Source organism: Amycolatopsis rubida, from assembly GCF_900115345.1.
Classification (GTDB): domain Bacteria; phylum Actinomycetota; class Actinomycetes; order Mycobacteriales; family Pseudonocardiaceae; genus Amycolatopsis; species Amycolatopsis rubida.
Genome location: NZ_FOWC01000006.1, coordinates 92,532 through 111,156 on the forward strand (window position 1 = coordinate 92,532; position 18,625 = coordinate 111,156).

Genomic DNA, 18,625 nt, shown 5'->3' on the forward strand with positions numbered 1-18,625 from the left:
ACCGTCCGGCGGCGCGAGCGGGCAGCCCGGACGGACGTCTCGGCAAGGTCCGCGAGCCGCCGTTACTGTGGGTTTTCCCGGGAGGGACGCCTCCTGGGCAAGTGCAGATGCCGCGTGCCCGGCCCCTGGCGTTCTGACATCTGTGACACCGAACCCGTGCCGACCGTCCTCCGAAGCGATTCTCCGATTCCTCGCGCGTCGGTCGCGCCGGCCACGGCCAGTGGCTCGTCCATGCGTGCGGCGACGAGCACATGGCCCAGCTGGTCGAGAAGGCCCGGCGCGACGCGGCGATCGAGCGGAACCACGACCGCGAGCACCCGCTGCGGTGCTTGCCGGGCGGGCAATCCTGCTGACCGCGGGCAGCTTCGGGCGAGGGCTGCGCGCTGCCCGGAGAACCGCGCGGTCCGGCTGATCAGCAGCACCACGATCAGGAAACCGGCCGAGGCGGCGGTCCGCAGCTCGGGTTCGCGGAAAGGCCTTCCCGGACGGATCACGCACACTACGACCGCGCTGGCCGAGAGCGCCAGCACCAAACCGAACAGCCGCGCGGGGAGCGCGCACAGCAGGAACACGCAGCTGCGGAGCAGACGCCATTCGACGCGAGCGGATACGGCACATTTCGGTGTGCCGGGTTTTGCCTTCGAGGCGCAGACCACGGTAGGCGCGCCCCGTTCCCGTCGGGCAGGGCCGGAGGAGACTGGAGGCCCGAATCGGACGGAACACCGGCAGGGTCCGCGTTTTTCCGCGGATTCCGTCCCCGCTGCCGCGAAGAATTCACCGCATTCGCCGAGCGGGTCGCCCGCCGGGCCGCCGCGGCCGGTCCGGCGGGCGAATCCGGATCCCTGACAAAGACCATTCTGCCCGGGAATTTGACAGTTTCGGCGCGACCGAACGGAGGTTGTGTCTTTTCCCGCCGAGCCCAGACTGGAGTCAGGCGGGAACGAGCGGTCCGTGCCGTTCTCGTGGCGGTGGCCGGGAAACGGCCATCGGTGATGTCGAGCCCATGCCGGCAGGCCGCCTGTTCGGTGCGCGGATGCCGCTCGTCGTGTCCCGCGCCTTTCCGTCCGGCTCTCCCGGCGAGGCGGGAGCGAAGGAGGACGGATGAGACTTGACGGGAAGGCAGGCGTCGCGGTGGCGGCGGTCGCGCTGGCGGCGTCGCTGGCCGGTTCGGCGGCCGCGGCAGGCGACCGGGCCGAGGCCGCGCCGCCGCCGGCGTGCTCGCCGGACACGACGGTGATCACCGACGACGGCCCGGTGTGCGGGATCGCCGGTCCGGACGTCCGGTCGTGGGAGGGAATCCGGTTCGGCGCGCCGCCGGTCGGCGACCTGCGCTGGGCCCCGCCGCGGCGACCGGCGAAGCGGACCGAGCCGTTCGCCGCGACCGCGCCCGGCAACGCGTGCCCGCAGCTGCCCGGCCTCGGCCCGGGATCGGAGACGGAGGACTGCCTGAACCTGAACGTCCGCGTGCCCGCCAACGCCGGGCACAAGAAGCTTCCGGTCATGGTGCAGCTGCACGGCGGCGGATTCCTGGTACTGCAGGCGCAGGACGCGAGCCGGCTCGTGACCGAAGGGCACGTGATCAGCGTCGAGGTCAACTACCGGCTCGGGATTTTCGGCTTCCTGGCGCACGCGGCGTACGGCGAGCACGCGGGCGATTACGGGTTGCAGGACCAGCAGGCCGCGCTGCGCTGGGTGCAGCGCAACATCGCGAGGTTCGGCGGAGACCCGCACAACGTCACGATCTACGGCGCGTCCGCGGGCGGGTCGAGCGTTTGCGACCACACCGTTTCGCCGACCGCGGCGGGGTTGTTCCAGCGCGGCATCTCCCAGAACGGCGAGTACAACTCGTTGCTGGGCAACGACATCCAGTGGCAGGCGCAGGACTGCAAGGCGGATCTGCCCGGCGAGGAGCAGGCTCAGCAGGCCGGCGCGCGATTCGCCAAAGCGCTGGGATGCGAGTCGAACGCCGGGGCGTGCTTGCGCGAGGCGCCCGTGGCGGCCCTGCTGAAGCAGGCGGGCAACGGGATGAAACCGGACAGCGGCACGATCGCGCCGATCGTGAACGGGACCACGCTGCCGATGTCGCCGGGGGAGGCGTTCGCCAAGGGGCGGGTCAACAAGGTCGCGTTGATGCACGGCGTGGCCCGCGACGAGGTCCAGTTGCCGTCCGCTTCGACCCCGGAGGACTACCGCGCAATGGTGGCGCAGCAGTACGGCGAACACGCGAAGGAAGTCAGCGAAAGCTATCCGCTGAAGCGATTCCCGAACCCGGCGCCGTTCCTCGCCTACCGGACCGCCGTGGCCGACTCCAATTCGGTCTGCCCCGCGCTGCTGAACGACGAGCGGCTGTCTCGGCATCTTCCGGTTTACGCCTACGAAATGGACGACACTGACGTGCCGCCCGCGTTCTTCCTCGATCCCGCCAAACCGAACGGCGCGTACCACGTCTCCGAGGGGATGCTGCTGACGCCGCCGCCGGGAGTTCCGCTCGACCCCAACCAGAAGGTGCTCTCCGATCAGCTGGTGGCGCAGTGGACCGGCTTCGCGCGCACCGGGAACCCCACCGTGGACGGCACTCCGCAGTGGGATCGCTTCACCGAGCGCAATCCGGTCGTCCTGTCCCTCAACGCGGCCGGGGACAGCCAGCTCACCACTGAGATCCCGCGGCAGCACCGGTGCGACGGGCTTTGGAACCCGTTGGCTCCGTTCGCGCGGCATCGGTGAGGTGCCGGTGCCGACAGGGTTTCGCCTGCCGGCACCGGTTTCCCGGGGTTCAGGGGCGGCCGCCTTCGAGGTGGATGGTTTCGCCGGTGAGGAAACCGGCGTTCAGCATCCACAGCACGGTGCCGGTGATGTCGGCGACGGTGCCGGTGCGGCCGGCGAGGGTTCGCTTCGCGGCGTTCGCGAGGACATCCGGTTTGCTGTCCCAGACGCCGGAGTCGACGATGCCCGGCGACAGCGCGTTGACTCGGACCGGTGCGAGTTCGGCGGCGAGGTGTTTCGCGGCGAAGGCGGCGGCCCCGTTGGTCACGCCCGTCACGACGCTTCCGGGGGCCGGACGCCAGCCGACCTGACCGGAGAACAGCAGCAGCGACCGCCGGATCGTGAAGTGTTTCGCGAGCAGCAAGGGGCCGATGACCTTGGCCGCGAAGGCGTCGACGGTCTTGTCCCGGTCGAGTTCGCCGATCCGCGCCGCGTGCGGTGCCGCCGCCGTGTTGACGAGGTGATCGACCGGTCCGAGTTCGGCGGCCGCGGCCGCGATGGTCGCCTCGTCGCGCAGGTCGATGTGCAGCCCGCCGGGCCGATGGGACGCGACGCGCACCTTCGCACCCTCATCGGTCGCGGCCTCGGCGATCGCCGCGCCCAGATGCCGTCCGCCCAGCACCAGCACTGTTTGTCCGGCCAGCCGGTTGCTCATGGTCCTTCTCCGTTCTGTCGGTTCGCCGTGGCCGAAGTAGGCTATGGAAAAGTAACCAGGTACTTCAACGTAACCGGAACCGGAGGAATCGCCGTGGACTACGACGTCATGTCCGCCCGCTGCCCGTCCCGGGTGGTGCTGCACCGGATCGGGGCTCGGTGGACGGTCTTCGTGGTCAACGCGCTGGAGCACGGGCCGATGCGGTTCACCGCGCTGGTGGACCGGATCCAGGGCGTCACCCCGAAGGTCCTGACCGAAACGCTGCGCGCGATGGAGGAGGACGGCCTGCTCGCCCGCGTCGAGTACACCGAACAGCCGCCGCGCGTGGAGTACGGGCTGACCGACCTCGGCCAGTCGCTGCTGGTGCCGCTGCGCGCCGTCCGCGAATGGGCCGAAAGCCACGTCCCCGAAATCCTCGAAGCCCGCGAACGCGCCCAGGCCGCCCGGCAGCACTGAGTTTCGTCCGGTGCCGGCCGGTGCGGCCACGAGGAGTTCCGGGGGAGAAATTCGGTCACCGTCCGCGTCCCGGCGCGCACAACCTCCGGCGCGTGATCGACAGCGGACCGTATCGGCGAGCCGGAAAGGCTGCGGATCGTGACACTGCGGGAAAAGGTCGAGAGCCACCTCGCCGGAGAGCTCGCGCCGGGGGAGCGCGTGCTGGTCGCGTTCCGCGCCAGCGGCGTGCGGAAGACGATGGTCGCCGCGCGGCAGGCACCGCCGCGCTCGCGGGTGCGGCCGGCATAGCGCTCGCCGCGGGCTGACCGAAGCCCCTCAAGTGCCGATCTCGACGGCGGGCCGGTTCGTCTTCTCGTTCATCCTGCACCGCGTCGCGCTGTCCGCCGTCCGGGTCGCACCCGGGAAGCCGCTGCGGTCGCCCGGCCAGCTCGCCTGGGTCTCGGAACCCGAACTGAACTCCGGTGTGGCGCAAGCGCTCCGGGGCCAGATCGGCGTCGCCGGCGAAGGCGTCCTCGGCTGCGAATTCGCCCCCTCCAGGCCGGCGCGGGTCCATGATCACGCGACTGGCCCGCGCCGTGACGGAACTCGAAGCCTGGCCAGTTCACCGCCCGCGTTCCCGCACCCGGGCCAGCTCGCCCGGCACGAGTCCAAGATGGACGATCCCTGCCCGCCGGGTCGCGCGCGTCATCGCGATGCGGCGGTCGTCGCGCCTCGCGGAGCTTCGGGAATCCGGGCCGGACCGGACTCCAGCTCCTTGGCCTCGGCGGGCGGGAGCACCACCGTCGCGCCGCCCGCCCGCAATGACGTGAGTCGCCTGGTGGAGCGGTGACCGCACCGTCGTGCCGCCCGCAATGACGTGAGTCGCCTGGTGGAGCGGTGACCGCACCGTCGTGCCGCCCGCAATGACGTGAGCCGCCCGGCGGGGCGGTGACCGCGAACTGCCCGCCACGGTGCTCCTGGGCAATCCCGCCGAGGACCCGCCTCCGCACCCGCCACGGCGATTCCCCCGCCGCCCGCACCGATCCTGGCCTCGGATGCGTGGCTGCCGCCTCGGCCGGGCAGCCGCGTGATCCGGGGGTCACCCGATCGGCAGCCCCGCGGCGGCCGCCCGGTTTGCGTCGCAGTCCGGTTTTGTCGGTGGGGCCGGGTAGCGTTCCGGTCCGTGGACGTTCGGGAACGTATTCAGGAGCTGGCCGATCAGGTCGTAGTGCTGCGCGACGCGTACTACCGGGGTTCGCCGGCGGTGGCGGACGCGGAGTACGACGCGATCGAGGACGAGCTGCGCGGGCTGATCGAGGCGAGCCCGGAGCTGGCCCCGGACCCGAACCCGCTGGACCAGGTGGGCGGGCCCGCGGTGCTGCACGCGCCGATCCGGCATTCGCGGCCGATGCTGTCGCTGGAGAAGGCGACGAAGCCGGAGCAGGTCGAGGCGTTCTTCGACCGGTTCCCCGGCCAGCCCGTGGTCGTGATGCCCAAGCTCGACGGCCTGTCGCTGGCCCTGGTGTACGAGGACGGCCGCCTCGCGCGAGCGGTGACCCGCGGCGACGGAACCACCGGCGACGACGTGACCATGCTGGTGCGCGCACTGACCGACGGCATTCCGCATCAGGTCAGCGCGCCTGGCCGGGTCGAGGTGCGCGGCGAGGCGGTGATGCTGCGCTCGACGTTCGCCGCCTACAACACCGCGCACCCGGACAAACCGCTGATCAACCCCCGCAACGCCGCGGCAGGCACGCTGCGCGCGAAGGACCCGGCCGCGGTCGCCGAGCGCCGGCTGCGCTTCTTCGCTTTCGACCTGGACACCGAACCCGGCAGCGCGGAAACCGACCTGGACAACGGCCTGCTGGCGCTCGGTTTCACCGCGGCGGACATGCGCCGCTGCGCCGGCGCGGCCTCCGCACAGGCCGTGATCACCACGATCGAGCAGCAGCGCAACGACCTGGACTACGACATCGACGGTGCCGTCCTGCGGCTCGCTGACCGCGCCGCGTACGCCGCCGCGGGCACCCGTTCGAGTTCGCCGCGCGGTGCGCTGGCCTACAAGTTCGCCGCCGAGGAGAAGACGACCGTACTGTCCGATGTGGTCTGGGACGTCGGCAAAACCGGCAAGATCACCCCGGTCGCGTGGCTGGAGCCGGTCTTCGTGGGCGGGACCACGGTCACCCGCGCGACGCTGGCCAACCAGGAGGTCATCCGCGCCCGCGGCATCAAGATCGGCGACACCGTGCTGGTCCGCCGGGCGGGCGACGTCATCCCGTTCGTCGCCGGCGTGCTCGACGAGTCGCAACGCACCGGAGCGGAGCGGGAGATCGTGCCCCCGTCGACGTGCCCGTCGTGCGAGCAGCCGCTCACCGAACAGGGCAACAGCCGGGAACTGTTCTGCACCAACGTTTCCTGCCCCGCCCAGACCGTGCGGCGGCTGATCCACTGGGCGTCCCGCGCGGCCGCGGACATCGACGCGATCGGCGGCGTGTGGATCGAACGGCTGGCCGAGGCCGGAATCCTGGAGCACCCGTCGGATTTCTACCGGCTGACCAAGGACCGCCTGCTGGAGTTCGACCGCATCGGCGAGGTCTCGGCGACGCGGATGATCGAGTCGATCGACGCCAGTCGCCAGGTCGGCCTGCGCCGGGCGCTGATCGGGCTCGCGATCCCGATGGCCTCGGAAGGCACCGCCGCCCGGCTGTGCCGCGCCGGATTCGCTTCCCTGGAAGCGGTGCTCGACGCGGGCGCCGACGGACTCGTGGCAGTGGAAGACATCGGACCGAAGGTGGCCGCCTCACTGGTCGAACACCTCAGCCGGCTGCGCCCCGAACTGGAGCGCCTGCGAGAACGCGGCGTCTCCCTGGACGTCCTGGAGGAAGACCTCCCGCCCGCGGTCGTCGCGGGCGCGCCGCTGGAAGGCAAGACCGTGGTGGTCACCGGCGCGATCAGCGACCCGCGATCCGGGGAGAAGGTGCCGCGCCCCACCTTCCAGCGCCTGTGCGAGACGGCAGGCGCGACCACCGCGTCCTCGGTCTCGGCAAGCACCGACCTGCTGATCACCGGTGCCGACGTCGGCGCGAGCAAGCTCACGAAGGCCGAAAAACTCGGCGTCGAGGTCGTGGACCAGGGGGTGATCTGGGAACAGCTCATCGCGGCCGGAGTGGTCTGAGCCCGCCTCGCCGGAACGGGCGCCCGCCCGGTGTCCGGGGAAAGGCGGGACAGGTCGCCGGATCGTGGCGACGGCTCGTGCCGGCGCACGCTGAAACGGCCGGGAATCCTTTGCGCGGCATCGGATTCGCCTGAGTCTTCCGGCGGCCGGACACCAGGTGCCGGGAACGTTCGGCGGCGGCCCGGCAGCGCGCTCGCGGCGCGGCGCGGCAAAAGCCGGACCGTGCGGCGAGTGTGCGGTGTGGTTGTGGGGGGTGGTCCGGCCGCGTGGCGAGTGTGCGGCGTGGTTGTGGGGAGTGATCCGGCCGCGTGGCGAGTGTGCGGTGTGGTCGTGGCGAGTGACCCGGCCCGCGCGAATGGCTGGTGTCCGGGGCAGCGGACCATCGGGCTCGCGCGAACCGCCGGGACCCGGCGCGGCGATCAGCCGAGGCTTCCGCCGGCGTCCGGCGCCCGATCCTGCCGGGGCGGCTTCTCGCCACGCCTCGCCCGCCAAGCGATCCGCGGGCACCGGCAGAAAACCCCCGAGGCTCACTCCGTCCTTTCCAGACCGAAGTACGGTTCCGCCGCCTCCAGCCGCGGCACGGGGACGCCCAGCCGCCGGGCCTCGGCCAGTACGTCGCGGCAGATTTCGCGCGGCTCGCGGGCGTCGGGATCGGAGTGCGCCTCAAGATTCACGCGCGCCGGGGGGAAATGGGCCAGCACCCATCCGAGCACCGGGACCGTCAGCCAGGTCGGTGCCCGGAACAGCAGCAGCGCGCCCCGATGCCGCCGCACGTCGATGCCCCGGGCTTCGAGAAGCGGCACAAGCTCGCGACCGGCCAGCAACGCCTCGCGCAGATCGTCCCGGGACCTTGCCAGCGAACCCAACGAGCCCACCCGCACGCCCTGCGAGTGCAGACCCGCGTCCGAGACGAAGTGAACCCACGACCAGCCGCGGAAGTCAGGCCGCTCCCGGACCCGGAACCCCGCGTCGCGAAACACCTGGCGGACGATCCGCTCGCGTTCGGTCGGAGGCTCGCCGAGGGTTCCGAACACGGCGAGCGGCAGCAGCATCCCGCGAAGCACGCCGTCCTCGCCGAAACCGCCGCCGCCCTGGGGAAAGCCCCACGCGATCTGCTCGACGGGAAGATCGCCGATCGCGGCCAGCGGTTCGGACCAGATGTTCCCGAAAACCAGCACCGTCGCCTTCCCGACGCGCGGCGCCAGAAAGGCCGCTGCCTCCGCGAGCCGGTAGTGCTGGACACTCAGCACGATCAGCTCGAACCCGTGGTCCGCCTCCAGCTCCTCGCGGTAACGCACCGGCCAGGTCCCGCCGCCCCGCCGCCGCGCCCGCAGGTCGCGAACATCGAGGTCGATCGACTCCCCGTAGTCCGCCGCGCGGCCCGGACGGACATAGAACTCGACGTCGTGCCCCGCCCGTTCCAAGGCCCAGCCGTACATCGCGGCGATCACGCCGCGTCCGAACATCAGGATCTTCACTGCCGCACCTCACCGGACACATTGGAAATGGAGACAATCTCCACTTGTCAAGATATGGAGACGATCTCCAGTTGTCAACGTGCGGCGTCTTCCTGACCGAGGCCGTGGGCAGCGGCACCGCGCTTCCCCGTCCGGGAGGCGACGGCCGCCTTCCTCCGCGGGGCGATCGGCACCACCGGGGGGCAGCGGGCACGGGAAGGAGCGGTCTCCGCCGTGGCACTGGCCAACGTGATCAGCGGAGAGGAGCAAGCCGTCATCGAGCCGACCCCGGAATTCCCGCATAATCCCGCGGCGACCGCCGCGGCACAGTACGATTCCGCCCAGCATCGAGCATCTCCGGGGGACATCATGAAACGCATCGCCGTCAGTCTCGCCGTGTCCGCGGTCGCCGTTCTCGGCGGAACGGGGGTCGCGAGCGCGGCGGGCCACCCGACGTCGAACTTCGGCGACCGCATCAGCGGCGGGGCCGTCGGAGGCACGCTGACCTGGTACAACCGCTCGGTCGGCGTCAGCGGTTACGTCCGCGACGACGCCGGGTCCGGAAACACCACGGTGACCTTCGAGTTCCGGCAGGCGGGCACGCTTTTCGACGTCCAGACGCGGACGGCGGCGAACGACTACAAGACCTTCGGCTGGACCGAACCCGGGCCGTCCGGCGGGTTCAGCAGGGTGGACATCTACCTCGGCCACGGCACCGGCAAGATCCTCGTCGCCTCGGTGCCGCGCAAGGTCTGAGCCGGGGCGTTCACCGGCACCGGAAGCTCCGGAATCCTTGCTGCGCAGGGCTTCCGGAAGGAGCACGGCACCGCCGGAAGGCTGGTCGGCCAGCATCAGGTCCGGCCGGCCGGGACCGGCCGCGAGCCCGGAAAGGCGACGTGGCCGCTGACGGGGCGGGTGAACCCGACCGGCAGTGCCCCGATCGTCGCGGCCGCGGTGATCGCCGGCCGGGCACCTGCGTTGCGGAGCGACCCGCCCGCCGACGGAGCACCGGCGGCAACTGCACGGCTTGCCGCTCCGGCCCTTCACCGGTGTCGGTCCCTGCCGTTCAGCTGGCTTCGAGGCGCGATCGCTCCGGCAGCCAAGCCCGCATCATCTCGGCATACCGCGGCGACGCGGCGAGAAGTTCCTCGTGCCTGCCCAGCAGCGTCTCCTGTCCGTCCATCAGGAGCACGCGGTGCGCCCGGACCGCGGACGACAGGCGGTGCGCGATCACGATCAGGGTGCCTCCCCGGGCGGCGAAGGCGCGTTCCGCATGGACCTCCGCTGCTGGGTCCAAAGTGGACGTCGCTTCGTCCAGTACGACGACTCCGGCCGGCGAGGCATAGGCCCTTGCCAGCGCGAGGAGCTGGGCTTCCCCGGCGGAAACGCCTTCCGCGCCAGGGCCGAGTTCGGCGTCGAGACCGCCGAGGCGGGCCAGCAGCGGGGCGGCGCCCACGGCTTCCGCGGCTGCGGCGAGGCGGCGGTCGGCGGCTTCGGGGTGGAACAGGGACAGGTTTTCGCGCAGGGTTCCGGCGAAGAGGTAGGCCTGTTGCGGGACCAGCACCAGATGCCGGGGGCGGTCGGCCAGTTCGCCGGCTCGGACGCCGCCCAGCCGGACTTCGCCGTGGTGCGGTGCCAGCAGACCGGTGAGCAGACCGGCGAGCGTCGATTTTCCGATGCCGCTCGGGCCGACGACCGCCAGGTGTTCGCCGGGGCGCAGGTCGAGGTTCAGGCCGCGGACGACCGGTTCCGGCGCCGCGCCCCAGCGGAAGGTCAGCTCGCGCACGGCGAGGCCGAGTCCGGCGGGGCTTTCGGTCGCCGGACGGCCTTCGGGCGGGGCGGTGGTCTCGGCGAGCCGGCGCAGTGCGACGAGCAACCGGAGGACGACCGTGGACGCGGTGGCGGCGAGCCCGCGCAGCGCGGGTTGCAAGGTGGTCGCCAGGTAGACGAGCGCGCCCAGCGCGGCTCCCGCGGTCAGGTCGCCGCGGGCGACCATCGACGGCGCGAGCGCGAGCGCGAGCACCAGCGGGGCGAACCCGCCGAGCGCGACGATCGTCGACCGCAGCGCCGCCGACCTTGCTGCCCGCACCGCGGCCGCGGCCTGCCGGTCCACCGCGCGGTCGGCGGCCAGCGCGGCGACCGGTTCGGCTCCGCAGGCGACGACGTCGCGCATCCCGGCGAAGATCGAGCCGGTGGCGGCCGCGGTGCCTTCGTCGGCCAGCGTGAGCGCGCGTTGCCGCCGGGCGAGGGAGGGCAGCAGCGCGCCGAATCCGGCCAGCGCGAGCACCACCGGGACCACGACCGGCAACGCCAGCGACCCCGCGACGGTCACCAGCCCGGCGATCGCCGCCGCGGTGGTGACGATCATGCCGCGGGCCTGGACGAGGAGCCCGCCGGTGGCGTCGCGCACGACCTCGACGTGCTGGGTGATCCGCGCGACGCCGCGAGCGTCCGGCCCGCTCCGCGGCGGCGCGGGATCGTGCAGCACCCCGCGCACGACGGCGGTCACCAGCGCGTCGCGCAACGGCTCGACGACCTTGCCCAGTTGCCGCCACACCAGCCGCGAACCGACCGCGCCCGCGAGCGCGGCGAGGCCGAACACGCCGAGCCAGCCGAGGCCGGCGCCGGGCTTGCCTGCCGCGAACCCGCTGTTGACCGCCAGTTCGACGAGTCGTCCGGAGAAGAACGCGGGCAGTCCTTCGAGGACCGAGCAGGCCAGGAGAACCAGCCCGCCGCGCCATTGCCCGGCGAGGGCATTCCAGTAGAGGCGGCCGACGCTCATGGCCGCTCCGTGCGGTCGCGGAGGCGGGATAGCTGCGCCGCGAGGCAGGTGTGTCGTCGCGCGGCGTTCGTTTCGTCAGTGCGGCGCGGCAATCTGGGTGCGGTAGGTGGTGCGGACGTGGGTGGTGCGGGGGGATCGGTGCGCTGTGGTGCGCCGTTCGTGGTTGCTTCGTGAGCGTGGAGCGTGCGGGCTGGCTGCGCCGCGAGGTGACGGCACGAACCCGCCTCGCCCCGGTGTCCGGCGAAGGCCCACCGCACCCTGCTCACGTTTCCTCCGTGAACACCGCGCGATACCCGGGCATCTGCCACAACCGCGCATGCGGCCCGACCGCCCGGATCTGCCCCGCCGCGAGCCACACCACCACATCCGCCCGCGCGGCCATCGCGGCCCGGTGCGTCACGACCACCCGGGTCCGGCGGCCCAGTTCCGCCGTCACGGCGCGTTCGGTGATCGTGTCCAGGCTGGCGGTGGCGTCGTCGAGCAGGAGCACCCGCGGGTTCCGCGCGAGCGCCCGGGCGAGGCCCACCCGGGCGCTTTCCCCGCCGGACAACGGAGTTTCGGCAAGAAGAGTGTCGTAACCGTGCGGCAACCGCGCGAGGATGTCGTGAATGCGCGCGGTCCGGCAAGCCTTGTCGATCGCCGGGACGCTGGCCCAGGAACCGTAAGCGACAGCGTCGGCGACAGTGGCGCCGAGCAGCGCGGGTTCGGCGGAGGCGTACCCGACGACGGCCCGAAGCTCGTCCGGACGCACCACGGCGAGGTCGCGGCCGTCGAGCAGCACCTGTCCGGCGTCGGGGCGGCGAAGACCGGCCAGCAGAGAGACCACAGTGGACTTTCCCGAGCCGGAACTCCCTACCACCGCGGCGAAACAACCGCCGGGGATGGTGAGGTCGACGTCGGCGAGTGCCCCGTGCACGGTGGCGCCGCGGAGTTCCAGGGCGCCGTTTCCGGGCAGCAGTCCGAGGGTGCCGCGAGGAGGGGGTTCGGCGTCGAGGACTTCGGTGATCCGGAGCGCGGCCGAGCGGATCCGGGAAAGGGTGGTGAGCAACGGGATCTGCGTGACCAGGCCGAGTCCGAGCGCGACGTAACCGAGGGCGGCGAGGACGTCCCCGGCGCTCAAGCGTCCGTCCAGGACGCCGAAACCGGCGGCGGCGAGGGCGAGGATTTCCACGGTGGGGAGCAAGAGGCCGGCTCGCCACACCATCCTCGCCTGGGTGCGCCACATGCCTTGGCCCGCCAGGTTCAGCCGAGGCAGCGGACGCAGCACCCGGGCGGCTTCGGCGTCGGCGGTGCCGGACGCGGCGATCGTCCGCAGCCCGGCGACGGCGTCGAGCAGCCGGGCGGACAGTTCCCCGGAAACCCGTTGGTAGGCAAGCACGTCCTTGGCCGTGCCGCGCAGGTGCGACCGCGCCAGCAGCAAAGCGAAGGGAAGGCTGCCGAGGAAGACCAGCGCGAGCCGCCAGTCCAAGAGCGCGAGCAGGACCACCGCGCCGGAGGACATGAGCCCGGTCGCGGCTAGCCGCACCACGACCGCGGCGACGCCGCCGGCGGCCGCGCAGTCGCCGCTCACCCGGCTGACCGCGTCACCCGGGGCGAACGGGGAGCCGGTGCCCAAGGCGAGCAGGCGGTCGGTCACCCTGCGGCGCAGCCAGGCGCTCGCGTTGCCGGTCAGGCGGGCGGGCAGGACCACGATGACGGCGTCCGCGGCGATCTCCGCGGCGCCTATGGCGAGCAGCCGCACCACCGCGCCGGTGCTGCTTCGGCCGCTGAGCACCGCGTCGGTGGCGGTGGCGAGGGCACCGGGCAGCAACAGTCCGGCGCCTGCCGAGACCAGCGACGCGACGATCAGCGCGACGAGCCGGGGACGGTCCAGGAGGGCGGCCGAGATCAGGAGGCGATCGGCGGGTCCGGCCATGTCGCTCCCTTCGCGTGGCGGTCCTGGCTGAGAGATCGGCGAGGCGCCGATGGTCGCGGCGGGCCGGAGAGGCGGTCGAGACGAGGTCAGGTACCTGACGAGGACCGAGGCGGGTCCGGCGAAGGCTCCGATCGGGCTCTGCCGGGTCCGCGACGTCGACCTCGCCTCGCCGGTCGACTCCCGGCATCCAGCCTCGCCGCGACCGCCGCGAGCGGGCGGGGCAGAATGAACGGGGCGGGAACGGCGCACTTGTCCTGCGCCGTTCCCGCCCTGCCCGCGCGGTCAGGCGCAGAGAAGCAAGCTGAGCGTGCTCTCGCCGCAGTCTGTGCTGCAGTGGCTGTGGCCGTGGTGGTCCAGTCCCTGGCCTTCGAGGGCTTCGGGGGCCTCCAACGCCTGCAGCTCCAAGACGTGTTCCATGGGTGTTCCCTTCTCTCGGGGTCCGCCGGCGCTCATCGGCCGGAGGTGTGCGGGGACGGTGCGGAGCCCAGGAAGGGCAGCAGTTCCGCGCCGTCCAGTAGTGCGGCGAGCGTGCGGAGGACCCCCGCGCTGCCGGTGCTGACGTCGGTCGACAGGCGAAGCAGCTGGTTGCCGGGGAAGGCCAGCCCGCCGCGGTACGGCACGCCGTGCCAGGACAGCCGCGCCAGGTGCAGGTCGAGGGCTTCCCGATCGGGCTCGTCGGCGAAGGACAGCGCGGCGGCGAGCCCGCACCGGCCGTAGAGCAGGCCCGGGTGGATCACGAACTCCCCGCGGCAGGCGGCCCGCAGCCCGGGCAGGCTCCGGGCGGCCGCGGAGTCCGGCAGCCGCCGGGCGACCTGCTCGGCCACCAGCAGGATCCCGGCGCTGCCGATCGCGGCGTAGGGGAGCAGGCGCAGGGTGCCGTCGCGGACCTGCAGCGACCCGTCCGGCGCGGGAGCGCATTCCTCCAGGTCGCGGGCCAGCACCCGGTCGGCCAGGGTGAGCCAGGACGGCTCGCCGGTGTGCTCGTGCAGGCGCAGGAACAGCAACGCGGGCCCGGACCAGCCGCTGAGCAGTCCGGCCCTGGCGAAGCGGCCGGGCGGGTCGGCGGTCTCGAACGCGGTCGCGAGCTTGAGGGCGACGTCCAGCGCTTGGCGGCCGAACTCGTTGTCGCCGCGCGTCGTCGCGAAGTGCAGGCGGGTGAGACCGATCCCGGCGAGCCCGCTTTCCAGGCCGTGGTCGGTGGTCTGGTCGACCAGCGGCTGCGACGCGGCGAGCAGTTCGCCGGCTTCTGCCGCGTAGCCGAATTCTTCGAGGACGTACGCGATGCCGTGGCTGCCGTCGAAGAACCCGGGCCGCGAGGGCGGTTGCCGCCGGACGGCCGCCAGCAGCCACTGCTCGTACTCCGGATAGCGGCCGGCTCCGGCGACGTGCAGCGAGTGCAGCACGCCCGCGGCGCCGACACCGAAACCCGCGCCGCCGGAGCGGAACTGCTCGATGTCGCCGGGGAACAGCCGGTCGGTCCGGTCTGGAGTGGCAGTGGCGAGGATGGCTTCCGCGATCTGCTTGCGGACCAGCGACCAGTCCGGCCGCGGCTCGTCGAGCGCGGTGTGCGTCGCGGGCGGCGCGGTGCGCGGGGCGAGCACGGAGACCACGCGGTCGGCGTACCCGTCCGGCAGGCCGAACCGCTGCTGCGCGAAGTCCGCGAGCCCGCGCAGCTTGCCCGGCGCGAGTTCCAGCAGCATCACCAGCGGAAGGAAGAGCCACAGCCGCAGCGCCGCGAGGGCGTGCTCGTCGATCTCGAAACCGTTGCGGTCGGCGGGTGCGCGGAAGCCGGGGGCTCCCAGCCCCGGGCGGTCGCCGGAATCGGCGTCGACGGCCAGTTCGAAGTCGATCAGCGACACCCGGTCCTGCTCGTCGACCAGGATGTTCTTCCCGTGCAGGTCGCCGAACACGATCCCGTGCCGGTGGATGTCCGCGACGATGCGCTCGACCTGGGCGAGCACGGCCAGAGCGCGTTCGCGGAAGGCCGCGAGCCCGCTTTCGGCCCGGGTGCCGCTGGTGAGCGGGTAGTGCCGGGCGAGCCAGCTGCTCAGCGCGATGCCGGGCAGGTGCTCCATCGCCAGGTAGTGGTGCTCCCACACGGTGAACTGCTCGTACACGCGCGGGATGCCCGGAACGTCCGCCAGCCGTTCGAGTACCTCCCGCTCGTGGTTCAGCCGGGCGACCGCGTCGGCGCCCTCCCGGTCCAGTCCGGCATGCGGCCGGGCCTCCTTCAGCACCACGGTCTTCCCCTCGGCCCCTCGTTCGGCCAGATAGACGCCGCCGCCATTGGAAAAGTGCAGGGAGCCGGTCACCCGGTACGGGAATCGGGCTCCGTTCTTGCGCGCGGCCAGGCTCTCGGACAAACAGGACGGAATCGGCACCCAATCCGGCACGGAAAAGGACGGTTCCCGCCGGTCGGGCACGAGCGTGCCATCCGGACGGCGGATTGCCAGCACCCGGGTTCCGGCGTGTTCGGTCCACTGTTCGGCGAATCCGCCGTACCGGACGTAAAGCGGGCCTTCGCGGTAGCGGAGATCGCTCAGAATATACGCGCCGTGCTCGCCTTCCAGTTCGGCGGAAAGGTCGGCCAGTATCATGGCGAGCGCCTCTTCGGAGTGCGGGTAAATCGTGACGAGCTTGCCGCTTCCCGCGCGGGGCGCGTATTTCGAATTGCGGCTCACCAGGGTCGCCCGGGAACGCAGATGCTTGTACGCGATCCGCCGCTCCACGCAGTACTGATGCACGCGGGACAGGACGTCCGCCGCGTTGTCCAGGCCCGCGGAGACGTGGATTTTCCAGCCCTGGGCGGGAAGTTTCCGCCCCGGCGGGCGCAGCGACCGCCAGATCCCGCGCGCCTCGTCCGTCCACCCGGGTCCCGGCCGGGGCAGCCCCGCGGCCAGGTCGCCTGCCGCGCCCGGGGTTTCCCGCGGTTCGTCGAAGAACAGCGGATCGGCGAAGCAGAAAGCCTCGTACCGGACGTCCATGAAAACGAGCCCTTCCCTTTTTCCTGAGGAAAACCGGGCGACTTCGATGTCGGACGGTGACACCATTGCCGCACGAGGGGGGTGTCCCGGCCAATCCGCCAACCCGGGGGTTCGCGGCTCCTCGTGAGGGTGACGGACGCGGGTTTGGGTCGCAAAAATGGGGACTGCGCGTGAGTCATCCCTACCCGATCGGGGTGTAACGAAGATGTTTCCCGGCCGCTCGACCCAGGTCGGCGCGGAAAGAGCCGGAGAAATTGGCGGAAGGTCATCAACCCGTTCCGGTGACCTGGCTTCCGTCCGTCGTGCGGCGCGAACCCGGTGCGGATTGGTCCATTCGGGGTGGCGGCGGCGCATTCGCGGCGGGAATGTGCCGCATTCGTTACCGGAGAATCGGGGTGCTGCCCGATTCTCGCCTCCGGCTGCCGCGGCCGTGAAGGACTCCTTGAGGGAATCCGATTCCCTCAAGGAGTCCTTCACGGCGTTCCGGCGCCACCCCGGCCCGAGTGCCTCACCCGGCCAGCGTCTTCCCCGAACGCACCAGGCCTTCCAGCAGCTCCACCGCACGCCGGGCGGCGGGATGCGCCGCGATCGGCTTCTTCACCGCCAGGCTGAGATGCCGGACCGGGGCGGGGGAGGCCAGCGCCACGGTGGTGAGGCCCTCCGGCAGTTCGCCGATGCCGAGTTCCGGCACCACCGTCAGCCCGATTCCCGTTGCCACGAAAGACATCGCGGTCCGGTAGTCGTGCGTCTCGACGACGAAACCCGGCGAGAATCCGGCCTGCGTGCAGGCGTTGAGCAGCACCTGACGGCACGGGCCTTCGCGCAGGTCGTTGTCGACCCAATGCCGTTCGGCGAGTGCGGCCAGCGGCACTTCCGCCAGTCCGGCGAGCGGGTCGTCGAGGCGGACGACTGCCAGGTACGGGTCCTCGGCCAGCCGGTGCACGACGACCGACCCGGGGTGCTCGGCCCCGGTTTCCTCCACGAAGATGTCGATGTCCGGGTCGCCCGGCGTGAACTCGGTCAGCATCAGGTCCAGCCGCAGGCCGGGGAACTCGGTGCGGAGCGCGGCGACGGTCGGCGCCAGCCACGTGGAGCCTGCCGAGCCGAAGTAGCCGATCGACAGGCGGCCGACGCGTCCGGCGCGCAGTTCGCTCACCACCTGCTCGACCCGGCTGAACGCCTCGAACAAGGCCTCGGCCTCGGCGGCGAGGGTGCGCCCGGCCTCGGTGGGCTCGATGCCGCGGCCGGACCGTTCGAACAGCTGCAGCCCGGTCTCCCGGTGCAGCGTGGTGATTTGCTGGCTCACCGCGGACGGCGTGTAGCCGAGCGCGGCGGCGCTCGCGCGGATCGACCCTGACGCGACGACTGCGCGCAGCACGCGGAGCCGGGGAATGTCCAGCATGCGGCGAATGTACAGCACTCCTTAACGGAGGTACAGAACTCATCGCTTGTGCTGTACAGCTGGCTGAGGCGACGATGGCTGAGTGACCGATCTCGTGGAAACCGTCCCGCCCGCCGGCAAGTCCGACTTCGGCAAGATCGCGGCCGCCGCTGGGCTCGCCGTCGTGCTGTGGGCCTCGTCGTTCGTCGCTATCCGCAGCGTCGGGCACGCCCTGTCTCCGGCACCGCTGGCACTGCTGCGGCTCGCCGTCGCGGCCGTCACGCTCACCGTGTTCGCCGTGGCCAAGGGCGCGGCTCGCATCCGGCTGTCGCGCAAGGCGTTCCTGCTGGTCGCGGCCTACGCCGTGCTGTGGCTGGCCGCGTACACCGTCGTCCTCAACGCGGGGGAGCGGCAGGTCGACGCCGGGACCGCGGCGCTGCTGGTGAACCTCGCGCCGCTGATGGTCGCCGTCGCGGCCGGGAAGTTCCTCGGCGAAGGCTTCTCGCGCTCGCTCGTCATCGGCTCGCTCGTCGCGCTGGGCGGGGCCGCGCTGATCGCGACCGGCGCCACCGGGAGCAACGACTGGGCCGGCGTGCTGCTGTGCTTGCTGGCCGCCGTGCTCTACGCCGCCGGAGTCATGGTCCAGAAGGTGACGTTGCGCCACGTCGACGGGCTGACCGCGATCTGGCTCGGCTGCGTCGTCGGCACCGTGGTCCTGCTGCCCTGGACACCGCAGCTGGTCAGCGAACTGCGGGTGGCTCCGGCGGGCGCGGTGCTCGGCAGCGTCTACTTGGGAGTGTTCCCCACCGCGGTCGGCTTCACCGCGTGGGCGTACGCGCTCCGCCGCACGGACGCGGGCCGGCTGACGATGGTGTCCTACGCCGTGCCCGCGGCGGCCGTGCTGCTGTCCTGGCTGCTGCTCGCCGAAACCCCGACCGCGTACGGCCTCGTCGGCGGCGTGCTGTGCCTGGCTGGCGTAGCCATCTCCCGCCGTCGTTGACCGCGTCCCCACCCCGGCACGGGGGGTAGGACGACACGGTGAACCGCGGATTGGCGAGCACCCGGCGGAACTGCTCCG

At 72.0% G+C, this 18,625-nt stretch carries 15 protein-coding genes; 7 read left to right on the forward strand and 8 right to left on the reverse strand.

Annotated elements, in window-relative coordinates; genetic code table 11:
* Nucleotides 1–62: 62 nt before the first annotated feature.
* Entirely contained in the window at nt 63–572 is a 510-nt protein-coding gene (locus BM362_RS46905; RefSeq protein WP_143132465.1) for a hypothetical protein, read from the reverse strand.
* Between the two features lie 529 nt (nt 573–1,101).
* On the opposite strand from BM362_RS46905, the gene BM362_RS23355 reads away from it, so the two are divergent.
* The gene (locus BM362_RS23355; RefSeq protein WP_093574541.1) at nt 1,102–2,724 is read left to right on the forward strand and encodes a carboxylesterase/lipase family protein; all 1,623 of its coding nucleotides are present in this window, start codon (nt 1,102–1,104) and stop codon (nt 2,722–2,724) included.
* Nucleotides 2,725–2,773: 49 nt separating this feature from the next.
* Here the strand turns inward: BM362_RS23355 and BM362_RS23360 are convergent, their stop codons facing one another.
* A complete protein-coding gene (locus tag BM362_RS23360) occupies nt 2,774–3,418 on the reverse strand; it encodes an SDR family oxidoreductase (RefSeq protein ID WP_093574542.1) in 645 nt (214 codons plus the stop codon).
* A gap of 93 nt (nt 3,419–3,511) precedes the next feature.
* On the opposite strand from BM362_RS23360, the gene BM362_RS23365 reads away from it, so the two are divergent.
* From BM362_RS23365 to ligA, 4 genes are all read left to right on the forward strand, one after another.
* Complete coding sequence (locus tag BM362_RS23365; RefSeq protein ID WP_338080426.1) at nt 3,512–3,874, forward strand: winged helix-turn-helix transcriptional regulator; 363 nt, start codon at nt 3,512–3,514, stop codon at nt 3,872–3,874.
* A 138-nt stretch (nt 3,875–4,012) separates the two neighbouring features.
* Nucleotides 4,013–4,162, forward strand: a complete 150-nt coding sequence (locus BM362_RS47580) for a hypothetical protein (RefSeq protein WP_157905099.1) — start codon at nt 4,013–4,015, stop codon at nt 4,160–4,162.
* Between the two features lie 31 nt (nt 4,163–4,193).
* The gene (locus tag BM362_RS23370; protein WP_093574543.1) at nt 4,194–4,703 is read left to right on the forward strand and encodes a hypothetical protein; all 510 of its coding nucleotides are present in this window, start codon (nt 4,194–4,196) and stop codon (nt 4,701–4,703) included.
* A gap of 333 nt (nt 4,704–5,036) precedes the next feature.
* Nucleotides 5,037–7,028, forward strand: a complete 1,992-nt coding sequence (gene ligA, locus BM362_RS23375; protein WP_093574544.1) for an NAD-dependent DNA ligase LigA — start codon at nt 5,037–5,039, stop codon at nt 7,026–7,028.
* Nucleotides 7,029–7,555: 527 nt separating this feature from the next.
* Here ligA and BM362_RS23380 read toward each other — a convergent pair.
* Entirely contained in the window at nt 7,556–8,506 is a 951-nt protein-coding gene (locus BM362_RS23380) for a ketopantoate reductase family protein (protein WP_093574545.1), read from the reverse strand.
* A gap of 213 nt (nt 8,507–8,719) precedes the next feature.
* Between BM362_RS23380 and BM362_RS23385 the strand changes: the two genes are divergently transcribed.
* Nucleotides 8,720–9,241 (forward strand): hypothetical protein, encoded by a 522-nt coding sequence (locus BM362_RS23385; protein WP_093574546.1) that lies wholly within the window; start codon nt 8,720–8,722, stop codon nt 9,239–9,241.
* Nucleotides 9,242–9,551: 310 nt separating this feature from the next.
* Here BM362_RS23385 and BM362_RS23390 read toward each other — a convergent pair whose 3' ends face one another.
* The 5 genes from BM362_RS23390 to BM362_RS23410 form a co-directional block, all read right to left on the reverse strand.
* A complete protein-coding gene (locus tag BM362_RS23390) occupies nt 9,552–11,267 on the reverse strand; it encodes an ATP-binding cassette domain-containing protein (RefSeq protein ID WP_093574547.1) in 1,716 nt (571 codons plus the stop codon).
* A 262-nt stretch (nt 11,268–11,529) separates the two neighbouring features.
* Entirely contained in the window at nt 11,530–13,182 is a 1,653-nt protein-coding gene (locus BM362_RS23395; RefSeq protein ID WP_093574548.1) for an ABC transporter ATP-binding protein, read from the reverse strand.
* 282 nt (nt 13,183–13,464) lie between these two features.
* Nucleotides 13,465–13,599: a class III lanthipeptide gene (locus BM362_RS23400; protein ID WP_167545404.1), complete on the reverse strand. Its 135-nt coding sequence runs from the start codon at nt 13,597–13,599 to the stop codon at nt 13,465–13,467.
* 32 nt (nt 13,600–13,631) lie between these two features.
* Complete coding sequence (gene lanKC / locus BM362_RS23405) at nt 13,632–16,166, reverse strand: class III lanthionine synthetase LanKC (protein WP_093574549.1); 2,535 nt, start codon at nt 16,164–16,166, stop codon at nt 13,632–13,634.
* A gap of 508 nt (nt 16,167–16,674) precedes the next feature.
* On the reverse strand, nt 16,675–17,568 hold the full coding sequence (locus tag BM362_RS23410) for a LysR family transcriptional regulator (protein ID WP_093574550.1): 894 nt from the start codon (nt 17,566–17,568) through the stop codon (nt 16,675–16,677).
* 82 nt (nt 17,569–17,650) lie between these two features.
* On the opposite strand from BM362_RS23410, the gene BM362_RS23415 reads away from it, so the two are divergent.
* Nucleotides 17,651–18,547 carry a DMT family transporter gene (locus BM362_RS23415; protein WP_093574551.1) on the forward strand — a complete coding sequence of 299 codons (897 nt, stop codon included), beginning with the start codon at nt 17,651–17,653 and terminating at the stop codon, nt 18,545–18,547.
* Nucleotides 18,548–18,625: the final 78 nt, after the last annotated feature.